At 64.6% G+C, this 17,338-nt stretch carries 18 protein-coding genes and 1 other RNA gene; 18 read left to right on the top strand and 1 reads right to left on the bottom strand.

The window, feature by feature from the left end:
* Window positions 1-90 precede the first annotated feature (90 nt).
* The 11 genes from VGE27_RS11855 (at window position 91) to VGE27_RS11805 (ending at window position 9,848) form a co-directional block, all read left to right on the top strand.
* A complete protein-coding gene (locus VGE27_RS11855; protein ID WP_331049868.1) occupies window positions 91-1,512 on the top strand; it encodes a class II fructose-bisphosphate aldolase in 1,422 nt (473 codons plus the stop codon).
* Between the two features lie 43 nt (window positions 1,513-1,555).
* Complete coding sequence (locus tag VGE27_RS11850) at window positions 1,556-2,101, top strand: YtxH domain-containing protein (RefSeq protein ID WP_331049867.1); 546 nt, start codon at window positions 1,556-1,558, stop codon at window positions 2,099-2,101.
* Complete coding sequence (locus tag VGE27_RS11845; RefSeq protein ID WP_331049866.1) at window positions 2,061-3,098, top strand: YihY/virulence factor BrkB family protein; 1,038 nt, start codon at window positions 2,061-2,063, stop codon at window positions 3,096-3,098. Before VGE27_RS11850 ends, VGE27_RS11845 begins: the two co-directional genes overlap by 41 nt.
* Window positions 3,098-4,144 carry a GntG family PLP-dependent aldolase gene (locus VGE27_RS11840; protein WP_331049865.1) on the top strand — a complete coding sequence of 349 codons (1,047 nt, stop codon included), beginning with the start codon at window positions 3,098-3,100 and terminating at the stop codon, window positions 4,142-4,144. The genes VGE27_RS11845 and VGE27_RS11840 overlap by 1 nt, the downstream gene beginning before the upstream one ends.
* A 342-nt stretch (window positions 4,145-4,486) precedes the next feature.
* Window positions 4,487-4,583, top strand: an RNA gene (gene ffs / locus VGE27_RS11835) — signal recognition particle sRNA small type.
* A 137-nt stretch (window positions 4,584-4,720) separates the two neighbouring features.
* Window positions 4,721-6,517, top strand: a complete 1,797-nt coding sequence (dnaX, locus tag VGE27_RS11830; RefSeq protein WP_331049864.1) for a DNA polymerase III subunit gamma/tau — start codon at window positions 4,721-4,723, stop codon at window positions 6,515-6,517.
* Between the two features lie 47 nt (window positions 6,518-6,564).
* Window positions 6,565-6,879: a YbaB/EbfC family nucleoid-associated protein gene (locus tag VGE27_RS11825; protein WP_331049863.1), complete on the top strand. Its 315-nt coding sequence runs from the start codon at window positions 6,565-6,567 to the stop codon at window positions 6,877-6,879.
* A gap of 38 nt (window positions 6,880-6,917) precedes the next feature.
* Complete coding sequence (gene recR, locus VGE27_RS11820) at window positions 6,918-7,517, top strand: recombination mediator RecR (RefSeq protein ID WP_331049862.1); 600 nt, start codon at window positions 6,918-6,920, stop codon at window positions 7,515-7,517.
* A gap of 376 nt (window positions 7,518-7,893) precedes the next feature.
* Window positions 7,894-8,385 (top strand): roadblock/LC7 domain-containing protein, encoded by a 492-nt coding sequence (locus VGE27_RS11815; protein WP_331049861.1) that lies wholly within the window; start codon window positions 7,894-7,896, stop codon window positions 8,383-8,385.
* Between the two features lie 12 nt (window positions 8,386-8,397).
* Window positions 8,398-9,075 (top strand): GTP-binding protein, encoded by a 678-nt coding sequence (locus VGE27_RS11810; protein WP_331049860.1) that lies wholly within the window; start codon window positions 8,398-8,400, stop codon window positions 9,073-9,075.
* A gap of 83 nt (window positions 9,076-9,158) precedes the next feature.
* Complete coding sequence (locus VGE27_RS11805) at window positions 9,159-9,848, top strand: CDP-alcohol phosphatidyltransferase family protein (RefSeq protein WP_331049859.1); 690 nt, start codon at window positions 9,159-9,161, stop codon at window positions 9,846-9,848.
* A 25-nt stretch (window positions 9,849-9,873) separates the two neighbouring features.
* Here the strand turns inward: VGE27_RS11805 and VGE27_RS11800 are convergent, their stop codons facing one another.
* Complete coding sequence (locus tag VGE27_RS11800) at window positions 9,874-10,626, bottom strand: carboxypeptidase-like regulatory domain-containing protein (RefSeq protein ID WP_331049858.1); 753 nt, start codon at window positions 10,624-10,626, stop codon at window positions 9,874-9,876.
* 211 nt (window positions 10,627-10,837) lie between these two features.
* On the opposite strand from VGE27_RS11800, the gene VGE27_RS11795 reads away from it, so the two are divergent.
* From VGE27_RS11795 to VGE27_RS11765, 7 genes are all read left to right on the top strand, one after another.
* Window positions 10,838-11,311 (top strand): GbsR/MarR family transcriptional regulator, encoded by a 474-nt coding sequence (locus tag VGE27_RS11795; RefSeq protein ID WP_331049857.1) that lies wholly within the window; start codon window positions 10,838-10,840, stop codon window positions 11,309-11,311.
* A gap of 69 nt (window positions 11,312-11,380) precedes the next feature.
* Window positions 11,381-12,163: a hypothetical protein gene (locus VGE27_RS11790; RefSeq protein ID WP_331049856.1), complete on the top strand. Its 783-nt coding sequence runs from the start codon at window positions 11,381-11,383 to the stop codon at window positions 12,161-12,163.
* Window positions 12,164-12,355: 192 nt separating this feature from the next.
* Window positions 12,356-13,141: a PEP-CTERM sorting domain-containing protein gene (locus VGE27_RS11785; RefSeq protein ID WP_331049855.1), complete on the top strand. Its 786-nt coding sequence runs from the start codon at window positions 12,356-12,358 to the stop codon at window positions 13,139-13,141.
* 79 nt (window positions 13,142-13,220) lie between these two features.
* On the top strand, window positions 13,221-14,054 hold the full coding sequence (locus VGE27_RS11780; RefSeq protein WP_331049854.1) for a PEP-CTERM sorting domain-containing protein: 834 nt from the start codon (window positions 13,221-13,223) through the stop codon (window positions 14,052-14,054).
* Between the two features lie 281 nt (window positions 14,055-14,335).
* Complete coding sequence (locus VGE27_RS11775) at window positions 14,336-15,172, top strand: PEP-CTERM sorting domain-containing protein (RefSeq protein WP_331049853.1); 837 nt, start codon at window positions 14,336-14,338, stop codon at window positions 15,170-15,172.
* A gap of 147 nt (window positions 15,173-15,319) precedes the next feature.
* Window positions 15,320-16,606: a competence/damage-inducible protein A gene (locus VGE27_RS11770; RefSeq protein ID WP_331049852.1), complete on the top strand. Its 1,287-nt coding sequence runs from the start codon at window positions 15,320-15,322 to the stop codon at window positions 16,604-16,606.
* A 114-nt stretch (window positions 16,607-16,720) separates the two neighbouring features.
* Window positions 16,721-17,266, top strand: a complete 546-nt coding sequence (locus tag VGE27_RS11765) for a nucleotide exchange factor GrpE (protein ID WP_331049851.1) — start codon at window positions 16,721-16,723, stop codon at window positions 17,264-17,266.
* The last annotated feature ends 72 nt before the right edge of the window (window positions 17,267-17,338 follow it).

Genomic DNA, 17,338 nt, shown 5'->3' with positions numbered 1-17,338 from the left:
TGAACACCCTCCCGACCTGGCGGACAGGTCACCCGTCGCCAACCCTGACACCGCCCGGTGCTCTGCCGGGCAGGACAACTGAACTCCTCCATGACCGATTCGACGACATCCTCGGCCCCGCTGTTTGGCGGTGCCGTGAGCGTGGCCGACGGCCGCGTGCAGGTGCGAGACGCTGCGGCGCTGCAGAGCGCGCATCTCGACGCGCTCGTGCATCAGGCCGTATTCGGCGCGACCGAAGGTGAGCGCGACTACGCCCGCTGGCTGATCTGGCAGATTGGACAGGCTGTCGGTGTACGTGCGGCCTCCATTCACGATCTCTACATCGCGCGCGGTGAAGGGAAGTGTGGTGGCTTTACCGTGCCGGCCATCAATGTGCGCGCACTCGCCTACGACACCGCGCGTTCCATCTTCCGCACGGCCAAGCAGATGGACGCGGGCGCGTTCATCCTCGAGATCGCGCGTTCGGAAATCGCGTATACGGAACAGCGTCCGGCCGAGTATGTGGCGGTGATGCTGGCGGCGGCGCTGCGTGAAGGGTTCCGCGGCCCCGTGTTCATTCAGGGTGATCACTTCCAGGTCAACCACAAGAAGTACGCCGTCGATCCCGTCACCGAAGTGAACGCCGTGAAGGCGCTCGTCACGGAAGCGGTCGCGGCCGGTTTCTACAACATCGACGTCGATACGTCGACACTGGTGGATCTGTCCAAGGCCACCCTGGCTGAGCAGCAGCGCCTCAACTACGAAGTCTGCGTGGACATCACGCGCTTCGTGCGCGATGCCGAGCCGAACGGTGTGACGATCTCCATCGGTGGCGAGATCGGTGAAGTCGGCACGGAGAACAGCACACCGGCCGAGCTCGAAGCGTTCATGGACGGCTTCAACAGCACGCTCGCCGCGCAGGCCCCCGGCACGGCCGGGCTGTCGAAGATCTCGGTGCAGTCGGGCACGTCGCACGGTGGTGTCGTGCTGGCCGACGGTTCCATTGCCGATGTCGCGCTCGATCTCGACACACTGGGCACGTTGTCCAAGATGGCGCGGGACCGCTACCAGATGGCCGGCGCGGTGCAGCATGGTGCGTCCACCTTGCCCGACACGGCGTTCAACAACTTCCCGCGTGTCGAGACCGCCGAGATCCACCTGGCGACGAACTTCCAGAACATCATGTACGACCACATCCCCGCGTCACTGCGCGAGGAGATCTATGCGTGGCTCGACGTGAACGCGAAGGATGAGCGCAAGGAAAAGGACAGCAACGAGCAGTTCTACTACAAGACGCGCAAGAAGGCGATTGGCCCGTTCAAGAAGAAGTTGTGGGCCTTGCCGGCTGAAGTACGCAACGCACTCGGTGCGGCGTACGATGCGAAGTTCACGTTCCTGTTCACGCAACTCGGGATCGGCGGCACGCGGCAGTACGTCGAACAGTTCGTGAAGGTCCCCGAGTTGCATCGCCCGCTGCCTGATGGTGCCTCGACTGTAGTCGCGGCGCCCGACGACGCGGATCTTTCGGACTGACGTCAGGTACGCAGTACGGGACCGGGCATTGGCGACACGGCCGATGTCCTCCCGTACTGCCGGCGCTGCCGTCACCACCTGGAGGTACTTCAACATGGCCCGTGGATACGACGACGACCGTCTGGTTGTCATCGAGCGCGACGAGAGCAGCAACGGCCTCGGTATGCTTTTGCTCGGACTGGCGGTGGGCGCCGGTGCCGCGCTGCTGTTTGCTCCGGCGAGTGGTCGTGAAACGCGCGACCGCATTTCGCGTGAGGCTCGTCGCGCAGGCCGCCGTGTGCGCGAGATCACCGATGAATTCGGCGAAAAGGTCGCCGACTCGGTGGAGCGTGCGCGTTCCTCCGTCGATGATCGTGTGAACCGTGCACGCTCTGCGGTGCAGACGCGCGTCGATGCCGTGAATGATGCGGTGGACGCCGGTCGCGAGGCGGCCGCGCAGGCGCGCGTGGATCTCGAACAGGCTGTGGCCGACACCAAGCGAGCGTACACCGATGGACGCCGCGCCTACAACGATCGGGTCCGGCGTCAGGCCGATGACCTGAATACGCATGCGGACCAACACGCTGACGAGAATCCGGCAGAAGGCTGATAGCTGGTGGGACATTGTCCGCCGCGTCTGGCAACAGAGCGGGGAGGACAATGTCCCATTTCTCGCGGGCGGACTGGCGTTCAACATCCTGTTGGCGTTTGTCCCGTTTGTCCTGCTGCTGATTGGCGGCCTCTCCTTCCTGCTCGGCAACCAGCCGGCGGAAGCGGTGAATACCGTGTCGTCGCTGGTCGGCCAGCTGCTCCCCAATGAGTCCACTGCGGCCGACGCATTGTTGCGGGGCGTCATCACGGATGTGCTCGAGACTCGCGGTGCGGTCACGCTCTATTCCGCCATCGGTTTCGCGTGGTTCTCCACGCGCCTCTTCGGATCGCTGCGCAGTGTCCTGGCGCTGACATTCGATGGCTCCGATCGTAGCATCGTTGCCGGCAAGCTGTTCGACCTGCTCGCCACGGTAGTGGCGACTCTTGTGGTCGTGCTATATGTGGTATTCAGCGCATATCTCGACCTGGCGACCACACGCGGCTTGACCCTCTTGCGCGACGTGGGCCTGCGTGAGTCCGCGATGGGCGGTCTCACCTACTTGCTGGGACGAGCGCTCGCGGTGCTGCTGGTGTTCGCCCTGTTCTCGGCGATGTATCGCGGTTTGCCGCGACGCCGTCCCCCTGTTCGCGTGGCGTTCGTGGGAGGTGCGACGGCAGCTGTATTGTTCGAGCTGGCCCGGCACCTCTTCGCGATTCTCGTGCGCAATGCCGATCCGAGTTCCTTGTATACGGGGACGATCGCCGCGATCGTGGCCATCGTATTCTGGACATACTATGCGGCATTCCTCTTCCTGATCGGTGCCGAAGTCGCACAGGCGTATGATCTGCGGCAACGAGAGTTGTCGTTGCTCGATGAGCCGCCCTTGCACGCCACGGTCAACCGTATGGCTTCTGGCAAGGCAGCAGGAAAGCCCGAAGCCGCATCCAAGGGCACCCCAGCCAAAGCGCAGGCGCCCGTGCCTCCGGCCACCAAACCCAAACCGCGTCCCAGTTGATGTCGTCCGTTGCGTACGTGCTCGATCTGCGCAGTGACACTGTCACGCGTCCCACAACGGCCATGCGCCGTGCCATCGCCGATGCAGAGGTCGGCGACGATGTGCTCGAAGGCGATCCGACGACGGCGCGTCTCGAAGCCACGGTTGCCGAACTGCTGGGCAAGGAGCGGGCCCTGTTCTTCCCCAGCGGGACGATGGCCAATCAGGCGGCCATCTGGGTGCACAGCGCGCCGGGCACGGAGATCCTGCTGGACGCCGAGGCGCACATCGTGCACTGGGAGATTGCCGGCGCGGCCGCCTTGTGTGGTGTGCAAATCCGCCCGGTGTCGGCGCGTGGTACGGTGATGAAGGCCGACGATCTGCAGGCGGCAGTGCGCACACCGTCCATCCATGCGCCGGAAGCCTCGCTGGTGTGTCTCGAGAACACGCACAATGGGGCGGGCGGTGTGGTGACGCAGGTACTGGAGATGCAGGCGCTGCAGGCGGTGGCCAGGCAGGCGGGATTGCCTGTGCATCTCGATGGCGCCCGCCTCTGGAATGCGTCGGTGGCATTGGGGACTTCGCTGGCGGAACTCGCGAGCTGCACTGACACCGTGATGGTGTCCTTCTCAAAGGGACTTGGTGCGCCGGTGGGAGCGTGCCTGGTTGGGCCGGCCGACCATATCACGAAGGCGCATCGGGTGCGCAAGCGTCTGGGTGGTGGCATGCGACAGAGCGGAGTGCTCGCGGCCGCCGGGCTGCACGCGCTGGAGCATCATCTCGCACGTCTCGCCGAGGACCACGCAGCGGCGCGGGAGCTGGCATCCATCGTGGATGGTGCCGGCGGTGCGAAGGTGGTCACCCCCGATACCAACATCGTGATGATCGACTTGCCCACACCGACTGCGGCTGCCGTCGTGGCCCGCGCTGCCGAACTCGGCGTGCGCATCAGCATGTGGCACGACCGGCGCGTGCGGGCCGTCACGCACCTCGATGCGCCGATCCAAGCGATTGCCGCGCATGGCACCAGGCTGCGACAGGCACTGGAAGAAACGACGGCGGGCTAGATGTCAGAGTTCAGATATCTGAGATCTGAGATCCGAGATCCGAGATCCGACGGAGATAGATGGTGAGAGACCAGACCGCGTAGATGTCAGAAGTCTGAGCACTGGCGTCCGCACGGGAAGTGGCGCTCTCGACTGGCGCAGAAGTCAGCCCTTGGGACCCCGTACATCGGCAGGCAGCCTGCCCGGGCACTCAGACCTCTGACATCGTAGGTCATCTGGTCTCACACCATCTATCTCCGTCAGATCTCCGATTTCGGAACTCTGACATCAGAAATCTGAACCGAGAATTCAGCGCTCCGCCCCCGTAGTTTTCCCCGCGAGGACTGACTAGGTTGCTGATGTCCCGGGTCCCGGAGGGCGTCAGCCCGCCAACTCCGTCAGGACCCCGAAGGTAGCAGCGGTACGTGGATCCTGTCGTCGCTTCGTCAGGCCCGGGGCACTGCGCGCGGAAAGGTTCGCTCTGAGAGCGGGCCTTCCGCGCGTTTTTTTTTCGGCCACCCGGTCCGCGGCTGTGCCTGGTGTGCAGGCTCCGTGCATGCCGCTCCGAGCCGCCTGTCGGCCCGCTAGATTGCCAGCATGTCGCTCGCCCTCGCCCGGAAGTACCGCCCGCGCAACTTCGCCACCGTTGCCGTGCAGAATCACGTGGCCAACACGCTCAAGGGCGCCATTGCCCGTGGTCGTGTGGCGCATGGCTATCTGCTCTGCGGTCCCCGCGGTACGGGTAAGACCACACTCGCTCGCGTGCTTGCCATGGCGCTCAACTGCGAGCGACGCGGCGAGCCCGAATTGCAGGGGGAGCCCTGCGGACATTGTGGCAGCTGCCAGCGCATCTGGAGCGGGTCCGCCTCACTCGATGTCGTGGAGATCGACGCCGCGTCCAATCGCGGTGTGGATGACGCCCGTGAGTTGCGCGAGCGCGCCATGTACGCGCCGTCCGGCGATGACCGCTACAAGGTCTATATAGTCGACGAAGCACACATGCTCACGCGCGAAGCGTGGAACGCACTCCTCAAGATCCTCGAAGAGCCGCCGCCACGCGTGGTGTTTGTGTTTGCCACCACCGAGCCGCAGAAGATCGCCCAGCAGGCCGCGCCGATTCTTTCGCGCCTGCAGCGCTTCGACCTCAAGCGCATCGGCCCGGCCGAAATCCGCGAGCGTCTCGCCGCAGTGCTCGCCGAAGAGCAGGTCGCGTTCGAGCAGGACGCACTGGGCATGATTGCCCGCGCGGCCGATGGTGGCCTGCGCGATGCGTTGTCACTCACCGACCAGGTGCTCTCGCTCGGCGAAAGTGCGGCGGTGACCGCCGAGCGCGTGCAGACGGCGCTTGGCCTCATCCCCGACGACGAATACCTCGCGCTGCTGGACATGGTCGCTGAGCGTCGCGCGGTCGATGTGTTCGCCGCTGTGCAGCGATTGGCCGATGCCGGCGTCGACTTCGTGCTCGTGCTCTCCGGACTTGGCGATCTGCTGCGCGCGCAGCTTGCCATTGCATTGGGGGGTGTGCCGCCCGAGTTGCCCGAGCGCATGCGCGCAGCGCTGGAGACGCGCAAGGATCGTCTTGCTGCCAACGACCTGCTCCGCATGTTGCATGCGCTGCTCGAGCTCGAGCCCATGTATCGTCGCAGCGGCCAGCCACAGCTGTTGCTCGAAACGCTGCTCGTGCGCTTCGCGTTGCTCGACCGCACCATCGAGTTGCAGGAAGTGCTGCAGGGCTTTGGCAGCGGTGGACGTGAAGATCCGCCATCACGGCGCGTCTCCCATGAGCCACGCGTCGCCTCGGCGCATGCCTTGCCGTCTGCGCCACCGGCGGCCGTCGCTTCTGCTCCGGGGATGCCGTCTGCGCAGGCCGTCGCGCAGGTGATGGCACCGCCCGTGCCCACGCCGCGTCCGGCCACGGGGCAGGTGGCTGATGCCGCTGCCGCGTCGCAGCTCGCCGATCGTCATGCGGCGCCGCGCGTGCCGACCGCTCCGCCCACCATCGAGCGGGTGACCAAGGAATGGCGTGCGGTGGCGGATGCCATCCGTGCCAAGGGACGTGGCATGCTCGCGCAGGCGGTGGAGCGACTGGTGCCGATCACCATCACGCCGAACGGTGGGCTCACCCTGGGGTATGATCCGCTCGACGATACGTTCGCGCAGGCGGCCGATAATTCGCGCGCGGACGTGCTCGCCGCTGCCCAGGGTGTGTTTGGTGGTGTATCGTCGGTGACGCTCAAGCCGTACACACCGCCTGCCAGTGACAAGCCTGCTCGCGATACCACCGTGCGCATGACCGCGCATGATGTGCAGCGTCAGCGCACCGAACAGATCGCATCACGCAGTCCGCTACTCGACGCCGCCGTCAAGGCACTCGATCTCGAGCTACTCGACTGACGCGGTCGCGCCAAACCCGCTCCCCCGAAACCCCAAACTGCAGTTCTATGGATCTCTTCAAGATGCTGGGCCAGTTCAAGGACATTCAGTCGCGCATGCAGACCATGCAGGACGAGATGTCGCAGCGCACCTTCAGCGCGCTGGCTGGCGGCGGTATGGTGTCGGCCGATGTCGATGGCAAGATGCAGCTCAAGCGTATCAAGCTCGATCCGTCCATCGTGAATCCGGGTGACATCGAGATGCTCGAAGATCTGATCGTCGTTGCCGTGGCCGAAGCACAGAAGAAGGCCGCCGACGCGATGCAGATGGAATTGCAGAAGGTGACCGGAGGCGTCGACCTCCCCTTCAAGCTGCCGTTCTGAGTCGGCGCGCACACACGCGGACTCTCCGGCGGTAGTCCATGTCGGTCATCGACGAACTCACCAACGAGTTGGCGCGTCTGCCGGGTATTGGCCGGAAGACGGCGCTGCGCCTGACCTACCACCTGCTGCGTCAGCCCGCCGCGCAAAGCCGCAAGCTGGCCGAGGCGTTGGTGGCTTTGACGGAGCGTGTGCGTAGCTGCGAGTTGTGCCACAACCTCACGGAATCGACGCTGTGCCATCTGTGCGCCGATCCACGCCGGGATCAGGCCGTGTTGTGCGTGGTGGAGCAGGCCAGCGATATCGCCTCCATCGAGCGGGCCGGTGAATTCCGCGGGCGCTACCACGTACTTGGCGGGCGGTTGTCGCCGCTGGACGGCGTGGGTCCCGAGGACCTGCACGTGGCCGATCTGCTGGCTCGCCTGGGGGCGGAAGGGGTACGGGAAGTGATTCTGGCCACCAACCCCTCGTTGGAGGGTGAGGCCACGGCGCTCTATGTGCAGCGTCAGCTGGCGAGCGCGGCCGCAGATGGCGCCATCCGGGTCACCCGGATTGCTCGCGGGCTACCCGTGGGCGGAGACCTTGAATATGCCGATGGTGTGACGATCGCCCAAGCGATTGCCGCCCGGCGGGAGATGTGATGGGGCGTTCCAGGACATTGGGGTGGGTGCTGGCCAGTATGGCCATCGGCGTGGCGGTCGGCTTGGTGGGCTGGAGCGCGCAGCTCCACCAGCACCGGCGATCCCTGTTCCACCCCTCGCCGCGCAAGCGATTGGCCGCACTCGGTTACCTTCGCGCCCACCCGAGCGTTGATAGTGCGCGGCTACTCCGGGACTATCTGGCCTGGGAGTCGCATCCGTTGCTGCGGCGCCGGGCCCAGAGGGTTCTGCGACGCACGGAACGGCTGTTACGTTCTTAGCGGGGGCTTTGCCCCCCGCGGTGCCGGGCCTGTGACGCGGACGCCTGCGTGACCGGTTGCCCGGCGGCCACTGCCCGAGTCTTTCGCCCACTCCGTACATGCCTATCGGCGCCGCCACCTGGTCGTTCACCGAGGACGACTTCGGGGCCATCACGATCACGCTCCAGCGGTTCCTGTACGACGCCAAGGCGCGCTGCGCCCTGCTCGTCGACCGGAGCGGTCAGCTCGTTGCGACGGTGGGCGAGCCCCCCAACTTCGACGCGACCGCGTTTGCCACGCTGACGGCGGCCGATTTCAGTGCCAACGACCAGCTCGCGCGCCTGATCGGTGAGAGCGACTTCAACGTGCTGTTCCATCAGGGCGAACGCGAGTCGATGTATCTGGCCGATATCGCACGTCGGGTGATCCTGGTGGTCCTCTTCGACAACCGCACCACGCTGGGCCTCGTGCGGCTCCGCATGAAGAGTGCGGTGGAAGAGCTCACGCGTACGTTCGAGGGGGTCTTTGCGCGCGGTGCTGCCGCGCAGGCGGCCGCGCCGCCGGGGTTCCTGGCCGGGGCCGAGCACGAGATCGACCGACTCTTTCAGTAAGGACGCGCCCCGATGTCGATGATCAATTACGCGTCCCGCGAGATCAACTGCAAAATCGTGTTCTACGGACCCGGGCTCGGTGGCAAGACCACCAACCTGGAGTACGTGTACGGCAAGGTGTCGCCCAGCACCCGGGGCAAGCTCATCTCGCTGGCCACGGAAACCGAGCGCACCCTGTTCTTCGATTTTCTGCCGGTCGATCTGGGCACGATTCGTGGCTTCCGGACCCGATTTCACCTCTACACGGTGCCGGGGCAGGTCTACTACAATGCGAGTCGAAAGCTCATCTTGAAGGGCGTGGACGGGGTGGTGTTTGTGGCCGACTCCCAGGCGGAGCGGGCGGAAGCCAATCTCGAGTCCATGCAGAACCTGTACGACAACATGGCGGCCTACGGGTACGATCTGACCCGCATGCCGTTCGTGATTCAGTACAACAAGCGCGATCTCCCCAACGCGGCACCGCTGGAAGAGCTGCAGACCATGCTCAACCCGGGGTGGGAGATCACGGATCCCACCCGGATGCGTCCGATGGCGGATCCGTTCCGTCCTGGCGAGTATCTGGTGAACCAGCTACCGACCGGGGAGTGGGTGGAGCGTGTGCCGTATTTCGAAGCCGTCGCAGTCACCGGAGACGGTGTCTTCGATACGCTGAAGGCTGTCTCCAAGCTGGTGCTCAAGACACTCGCCTGATCGTTCTGTTGTTCGGAACGCTGGCAAGTGCGCGCGGGCACCGTCCTACGGACGCTGTCCCGCCTCCCGAGAGTCCCACGCACGTGAACCTTCCCAACGCGATCACCGTCGGCCGTATCGCACTGACGCCTCTGATTGCGTGGCTGCCGTTCACCACCTCGTGGACGGCCCGCCTGCTCGCCTTCGTGCTGTTCCTCGTCGCGGCCATCACCGACTACTGGGATGGGCACCTCGCCCGCCAGCACAACATGGTCACCGACCTCGGCCGCCTGCTCGACCCGCTGGCCGACAAGCTCCTGTTGCTGGCGACGCTCGTGCCGATGTACTTCCTGCAGCGCCATCCCCAGTTCGTCGTGCCCGATGTGGTGTATGCCGCCAATGGTGGGGCCGACGTGGCGCCGTTCCTGTTCGCCACGCCCTTCGGGCACGTCTCACTGCCCTTGTGGATCGTGCTCGTGGTGCTTGGACGCGAAGCTTTCATGACGCTGTTCCGTCAGTTCGCCGCCCGCCGTGGACTTGTGATCAGCGCCATTGGCCCGGCCAAGTGGAAGACCACGTTCCAGAGCATCTGGCTTGGCGCCGCGTATTTCTGGTTCTTCGCCCTCACGCTCGCCGTGCGCGAAGGTTGGCAGAATGACGCCAACTGGCAGACGTTTGCGTGGTTCAATGGTTTTGTGGGCATCACGAGTATGCTCGGCGCCGTGGCCCTCACGTTGTACAGCTTGTGGCTGTATCTGCGCCGCTATGGACCGCAGGTGATGCGGCTGGCGTGAGTCGGCGCGCGCATTGTCGCGCACGTCATCGCTGCGTCCATAGCACCAGGGCGCCACACACGGCCAGACCGCCCTTGTCGAACTCCGCGGGCACCTGGGACGCCGCGTAGTACTCCGACGCCACCACGGGAGGGCCGCCTGTCAGGAAGCTGATGTCGAGAGGCAATTCGCCGATCCCGTTGGCATACATGACCACATTGTCGACAATGATGTGCGGATAACATTCCGAGCGCACATCACCGCGAAGACTCACCGCACCACGCCGTCTGCCGGCGAACGTGTACCCCGAGCCGAAGATCGATTCGAAACGCACGATCCGCAAAAATGGCGTGTTGGCGGTCAGCTGTGTCGCCCATTGCATCGGACCGTAGGCATGCAGCCTGGTCGAATCCATGAAGCGACCAGAGCCCCATCGTCGCCTCTGGTCGAATCCCCTCAGGTGCGCTTCGCGTGGAATGCCGCCGGCCCTGACCTCCACCCGGCCGAGCGTCGGCGGCAACAGAATCTCGAGTGCATCCAGGCCGTCGACGGGCACCACCAGCGGCACATCGAGTGGCGCAAATCCAAGGGCGCGGACCATCAATCGGTAACGCCCCGGGACGATGTCCCAAAGTGCGAACACGCCCGAAGAATCCGTGGTGGTCATGTTTCCGTTGCCAACCAGCTCCACTTGGGCGCCTGCAATCGGACGCTCGCCCTGTTCGGCAAGCACGGTTCCGAGCAGGGCCACACGGCTTGCTGTCTGCTGCGCCCGTGCGCTCTCAGGAATGGTGGTCATTGAGGCCAGCGTCAGTGCTGCCGCCACCGCGATTGATCTGCACCGGTCAGTCCACATACGCCTCTCGAGGGCATTGTTTCCACTGATTCCGTCGGAAACTACCGCCGGTTCGCTACCACGCCAGCCGCCATCCTGGGGCCCAGGATGGCGCTCGCAGTATTCAGGAGGCATCAACCCTTGATTGCCTCCAGCGATTGACGAACTTCGAAGCATGCGCGCCAGCCAACATCCCACCGTGGTGGATTTTCTCGACCGCTTCAGTGCCATGATGGAGCCGGAGGGACTGCCACGGCCTGCCGGCCGCATGCTCGGCCTGTTCTTCGTGGAAGTTGGCCCCCTGACGGCCGAAGAGCTCTCCGAACAGTTGCAGATCAGCCGCAGCAACGTGAGTACCACGGTGCGGATGCTCGAATCCCTGGGCGTGGTGCACCGCACACGGCTACCGGGTGAACGCACCGATCGCTTCCGGCTGCACGATGATCCATTCGTGCCCATGCTGCAGGCGAGCGTGGCACGGGCGGAGCGCATGCGGGAGTTGGTGAAGGGGTGCCGCAGCGCGTTGCCGGCATCGCTCAAGCCGGCGGCGCAGCGATTGCGGCCACTCGAGCAGTTCTTCGGTCATGCCGCCCAGTGGCTGACCGAGATGGCGGGTGCCTGGCCGCGGGGGCGGCGTTCCCGGACATAGGGGGTGGTGGCCTGGTCTGTCGTGTTTTTATATTTCTGATAATTCAGAAATATCAGAACAGGAGATTTCATGTCTCGCGTGCATTTTTTCGAGATTGCCGACCAGCCCTGGTGTCCGCGTGCGGTGCGCGACGGTGTCACGGACTACCTCCAACACGCCATCGATGCTGGGCGTGCCTATGCACCCGCCGCGCCGGTCCTGGCGCGCGTGCTGCGTGAGACGGGGCGCACGACCATCGTCGATCTCGCCGCTGGTGGAGGTGGGCCATGGCGTTCGCTGCTCCCGGCGTTGGCGGAACAGGGCGCCGAAGCGACGTCGGTCACGCTCACCGACTGGCGGCCGAACGCATCGGCCTTTGCCCGGACGGAAGCGGCTACCGTGGGGCGGGTGCGCGGTGAGCTCACGCCGGTGGACGCGCGCGCGGTACCGCGCTCGCTCCGCGGTGTGCGCACGATCTTTTCGGCACTGCATCACTTCCGAGAGCACGATGTGGAGCAGATGCTGCGTGATGCGATCGACGCCGGCGAGCCCTTTGTCGCCTTCGAGGCGACCCATCGCAGCGCACGCGCGGTGTTGCTCACCTGCCTGACACCGTTGCTGGTCGTGTTGATGACACCCGCCATTCGGCCACTCACATGGTCGCGTCTGCTACTGACCTACCTTGTCCCGCTCATTCCGTTGGTGGTGCTCTTCGACGGGATTGTCTCCTGCCTGCGCACATACACGCCGGCGGAACTGGAGATCATACTGCGGCGGGTGAGTGGAGATCGTGACGGCGTGAGGTGGCAGACTGGTGAAATGGTGAATGGGCCGATTCCGGTGACCTGGCTGACCTGTTGGCCCGTGGTGTGACGATGCCGTGCCAACACTCGCAGCGAACTCGACCATGGTGCGAATGCAACCCACGCGGTGCTCAGTTGCGCCTCAGTGTTGCTGAGTTGCAGGAAGCAGGGATGCGCGCGAAGATAGCTGGACGCCGACGAATGCGGTCCGCGCACGCCTTGCCTGATGGCATTGTCCTTCCCGCTCCCTGAGATCATTGGCATGAAGAGATCTGTCGCGCTTGCAACTGGTATCGCGCTTCTGTCGTCTGTCGCATCAGCGCAAACCGTGGTGGTCACGCCTGCGGCCCCGCAGGGCTGGGGTGCCAACAGTTTGTCTGGCGTGGGCGCTGTGGGGATCACGACAACGCAGGCACGAGGTGCCGGTGGTGGCGCCGGCAACGGTTCGCTCGAACTCACCGGCACGGGCAGCGGTGATCGCACGCGCTTCACCATTGGAACTCAGGCCCAGGGTGGTTTTGGCCTACTCAATCAGCTCTCGACCTTGAGCTTTGACTGGTATCGGAGCTCCAGCAGTACGGCCTCGGCGTGGCATGTCCCGGTGTTTCGCATTCTCGTCGCGGACCCCGGCAATGCCATCACGTACCGCGAGATCATCTGGGAGTACGACTACCAGTTCAATAGCGGTAACAACACGGCGCCCACCGATGCATGGCAGAATGACGTGAACCTGCTCGCCGGCAACTGGTACACGAACGCGGCCCTGAATGCGGGGACCTGCTCCAGCCTCTATGGCAACAACTGCCTCAGCTACCCGGACAACTGGGGCTTCTCGTCCGCCGCCTACGTGCTCGGGTTCAGCATCGGCACGGGTAGCGGCTGGTCTGGCTCCTTCCAGGGATTTGCCGACGATGTCGCTATCGGCTTTGGCAATGGCCCGGTGACGCGCTACGACTTTGAGACGGCTGCCGTGCCGGAGCCGGCATCGCTCGCACTGCTCGGAACGGGCATGATGATGTTGCTGGCGATGGCCCGCCGCCGCGTCTGAGCTCCCGCATGATGCGGGCGGTGTACGCCGCCCGCAGTTGTTTGTTGTACGGCATCAACCACCCACACCGGAGAAGCTGATGAAGCATGCATGGTTGGCGGGATGTGCTCTTGTGGTGAGTGCAGGGCAGGCGATGGCACAACCGGTCACGATCAGTGGCGGGATCACCGGCACACCGAATGTCATCAACTATGATCCGTCGCTGGCTCCGACCAGCTACCTGCTCTCTGGTGGCTACACGAAACAGAACGTCGGTGGATCGACCGACTTCCACAACACGCACGTCACCGGTGGCAACCTGCGGTCGTCGTCGGTCGGCTGCTCCACTGGCGCGGTGATGTTCAACTGCTCCACCGGTTGGGGCAGTGTGGCGCTGAATACCCCGGCCGCGGGCCGTGGCTCGCTTGAACTCTACTACGCCGGCGGCATTGCCAATGCCACGGGCTTTGATCTGTTCGTGTTCGAGAATGGCACGGTGCCGTCGGCGTCGGAGCTGTTTTACACCAGCATCTACTCCGGTGGTGTGTGGAGCGAGATGCGCTATGTGACACCGCAGGCGTACAAGGCCGGCTCCGGCAGCACCGGCTTCCTGACCTTCCTCGATTTCAGCGTGTGGGGACTCGGCACCGACGCTGTGATCGACGGTGTGCGCTTCGTCGGCGGGTTGGCCGGTGACATGGGCACATACGACGCCCTGACCGGCAGCTGGGTGGTGAACGCCAACTTCTCCGGCAACGCGGTGATGAAGAACTATCAGGGCAACGATTTTGGTGCCGCCGACTATGACGCTGACCTTCTCTTGGTCGGCGTGCTCTCGGGACGTCCAACGGCTGTGCCCGAACCGGCCACTCTGGCACTGCTCGCGGTGGGCATGTCCGGCGTGATGCTGCGCTATCGGCGTCGCCAGAACTGAACCTGACTGGCGCCTCGCCCGGCGCCCTCTGTTGGTCTGATCGATCGAACCTCCGTCGCACGGGCTGCGACGGAGGTTCGTGCTTTCTGAGCTTCACTCCTGCGACGCCACGGCAGGTGTGCGGCAATTGTCTGGAAACCGTCGGAAACTTGTACGAACCATGCGGACGACGTTGCCCGTTGCAACCGGAATGCGGGACATTGCGCATCGAGCTCTGAAACACCTCAGGGATGAGGGCGCTCGAACGAGATTCTTCCGTCTCCCTACGCGTGGATACAGACATGATGCGAATTTTCATTGCGGCGTGCGCGTGCATGTGCGCGGCGTTCAGCTCGCCGATGGCCGCACAAACCGTTGTGACCGGCAACGGCAGCATGTTTACCAACGCAGGCCCAGTCAACACGGCGAATCCCGCTTGCAGTGGACTGAATGACACCTGGTGTGCCAACAATGTGCGCAATGGCGGCGCGGCAGGGATTACCAATGCCTATGCCCGAAGCGGCAACGGATCGATCGAGTTTTCGGGCCCCGTGGGCAGCAGCTACAAAGCCGACTTTCAATACCTGCTTTCCACGCCATTTGCCCTGAACGCACTCACTGCGCTGTCGTTCGACTACTTCCGTGACGCCAGCAGCACCAATCCCGAAGGCCAGGCGCCGGCCTTCCGACTCATGGTGGGTTCCGCCGGTGGACTGATGGGATACCTGGTCTACGAATCCATCTACAACGGTGGCGTGGTCGCCGGCAGTTGGCAGACGGCTACCATCGGCGCGAACTCCAACCTGTGGTTGTACTCGACGGTCGACGGTCAGGCTTTCGAACGCTACGACCTCTCGCTCGCGACCTGGCAAAGCGACGAGGGCGTCGATGTGTTCAAAGGTCCCTGGAACGGCAACCTTCAGGTGCTGGGATTCGAGGTGGGTATCGGGTCCGGATGGGATGGCCATTTCCGGGGTGCCGTCGACAACCTGACCTATCAGAGCGCAACGATGGGGCAGGCGGAGGTCTTCAACTTTGAAGTCTCCACCACCACCACGGTGCCAGAGCCTGCGAGTCTGGCACTCGTGGCGCTGGGCATCGCCGGGCTCTCCGTGGCCGCGCGTTCGCGAAAGGCCTGATCACCCCCCAGGTCTGCCGCGCGGTGTCGCTCTCTGGGCGGCACCGCGTTCGTGTTGTGCGAGGCCGGCGTAACGATTCTCACGCGCGCTATCTTTCCGGGTGGCCGCAAGGACCTTCGTGCGGCATCCCCTCGCGCATCGGATGTCATGAATCTCGAAATCGTCACCATCGGCGACGAGCTGCTGCTCGGCTTCACCATCGACACCAATGCCGCGCACCTGGCGCGCGAGTTCGCGGCACTCGGCGTACGCATCGTACAACGCACCACCTGCGGTGACGATGCCGATGCGATTGCCCAGGCGGTGCGTGAGGCACTCGAGCGCACGGGCGCCGTGATCACCACGGGTGGCCTCGGTCCCACAGCCGATGACATGACCAAGCCCGCGATCGCATCGATTTTCGGCAAGGGCATGGTCTTGAACGCCGAGGTCCTGGCCAATCTCGAACAGCGTTGGCTCACTCGGTTCGGTCACGCGCTCCCGGTGAGCAATCGCCAGCAGGCCATGGTGCCTGACGGCTGCACCATTCTGCCCAACCGCCACGGCTCGGCGCCGGGCATCTGGCTCGAGGATGATCGCGGGCGATGGGTGGTGATGCTGCCTGGCGTCCCGCGGGAGATGCGCGGCATGCTGGCTGACACGGTCGTTCCGTACTTGCGTGATCGTCTGCCCACCGATGGACCCGTCATCCGCAGCCGCACGCTGCGCACCGCCAACATTGCGGAATCCGCATTGGCTGATCGCCTCGGCGAACTGGCCCGGGGCGTGAATGGCTTGCCGTTGGCGTTCCTGCCAGGCAACGACGGCGTGGATCTGCGCCTCACCTCGTGGTCGCGGCCATCACGTGATGCCGAAGCGGCGCTGACGCAGGCGGCTGCGCTCGTGCGCGAAAAGGTCGGGCGCTTCATCTACGGCGAAGGCGACGATGATCTCGCGGCGTTGATGCTTGCCGAGTGTGCGATGCGGGGGCTGACGATTGCGGTGGCCGAGAGCTGCACGGGCGGCATGCTGGGCCAGCGTCTGACGGCGATTCCGGGCTCCAGCCGCACGGTACAGGGCGGTGTGATCGCCTACGCCAACGAAGTGAAGACCCGCGAGCTCGATGTGCCGGCTGAGGCCATCGCCGAACATGGTGCGGTGAGTGACGTGGTCGCCTGTGCCATGGCGGCCGGCGTACGCCGCCGGTTCGGGACCGGCATCGGCATCGGGATCACCGGAATTGCAGGTCCGGACGGCGGCACTCCGGACAAGCCGGTGGGTACGGTGTGGGTGGCCGTCGACGTGGACGGCGATGTGCATGCGGTACGTGCACTCCTGCCCGGTAACCGCTTCGAAATCCGCTACCGGGCAGCCCAATTGGCGCTGGACCGTCTCCGGCGCGCCTTTGCGCGCGAGGCCGGCCAGGATAGCGTGGGATGGACGTCCCGCGGCTGACGCGCGGTGCTATCCTTCGGGCGGACAGCGCCGCTGAATCTTCGCTGCCGGATTCTTCCGGGTAACCTTTGAGCGGTCCCGACCGTAGGGACCGTATGCCAAGACATTCCTGCCATGACTGATCCCAACGCGACCGGGCCGGACACGCCCCTTGAAAGCATTCTTGATGCGGCGACGGCCGATGCCGGCGCTGCGACAGACTCCCCGGACGATCGTCAGCGCGAGCTGGACGAGGCCCGGGACAAGTACCTGCGACTGGCCGCCGAGTTCGAGAACTTCCGTCGTCGTGCTGTGAAGGAGCGCCAGGAAGCCGGCTGGCGCGCGCAGGGCGAACTGGTGCGCGGTATCCTCGACGCACTCGATGACCTCAATCGGTTCGCCAACGTCGACCCGACCACCGTCGATTCGAAGGCTGTGGTGGATGGCGTGTCGCTTGTCGAAAAGAAGCTCTTCAAGTCGCTTGGAGGGCACGGCTTCGAAGTGATCGATCCGACGGGGCACCCGTTCGATCCCACCTTGCACGAGGCGGTCACCACCACGCCCGCTGGCGCCCCGGAAGAAGACGGTGTCGTCGCGGCGTGCTTCCAGGCTGGCTACGTCATCAATGGCCATGTGCTGCGTCCCGCGCGCGTGGTCGTCAAGCAGTGGACCGGCGCCTGACGGCGTCGTAGGTCCTCACGTCACCATTCGCGTCGTCACGCACTCCGTCACGACTCCTGTCATACATGGCCA

This window comes from Gemmatimonas sp. (assembly GCF_036405635.1).
Lineage (GTDB): Bacteria > Gemmatimonadota > Gemmatimonadetes > Gemmatimonadales > Gemmatimonadaceae > Gemmatimonas.
The sequence above is the reverse complement of the archived record's forward strand: the minus strand, read 5'-3'. Positions and strand labels throughout refer to the sequence as shown.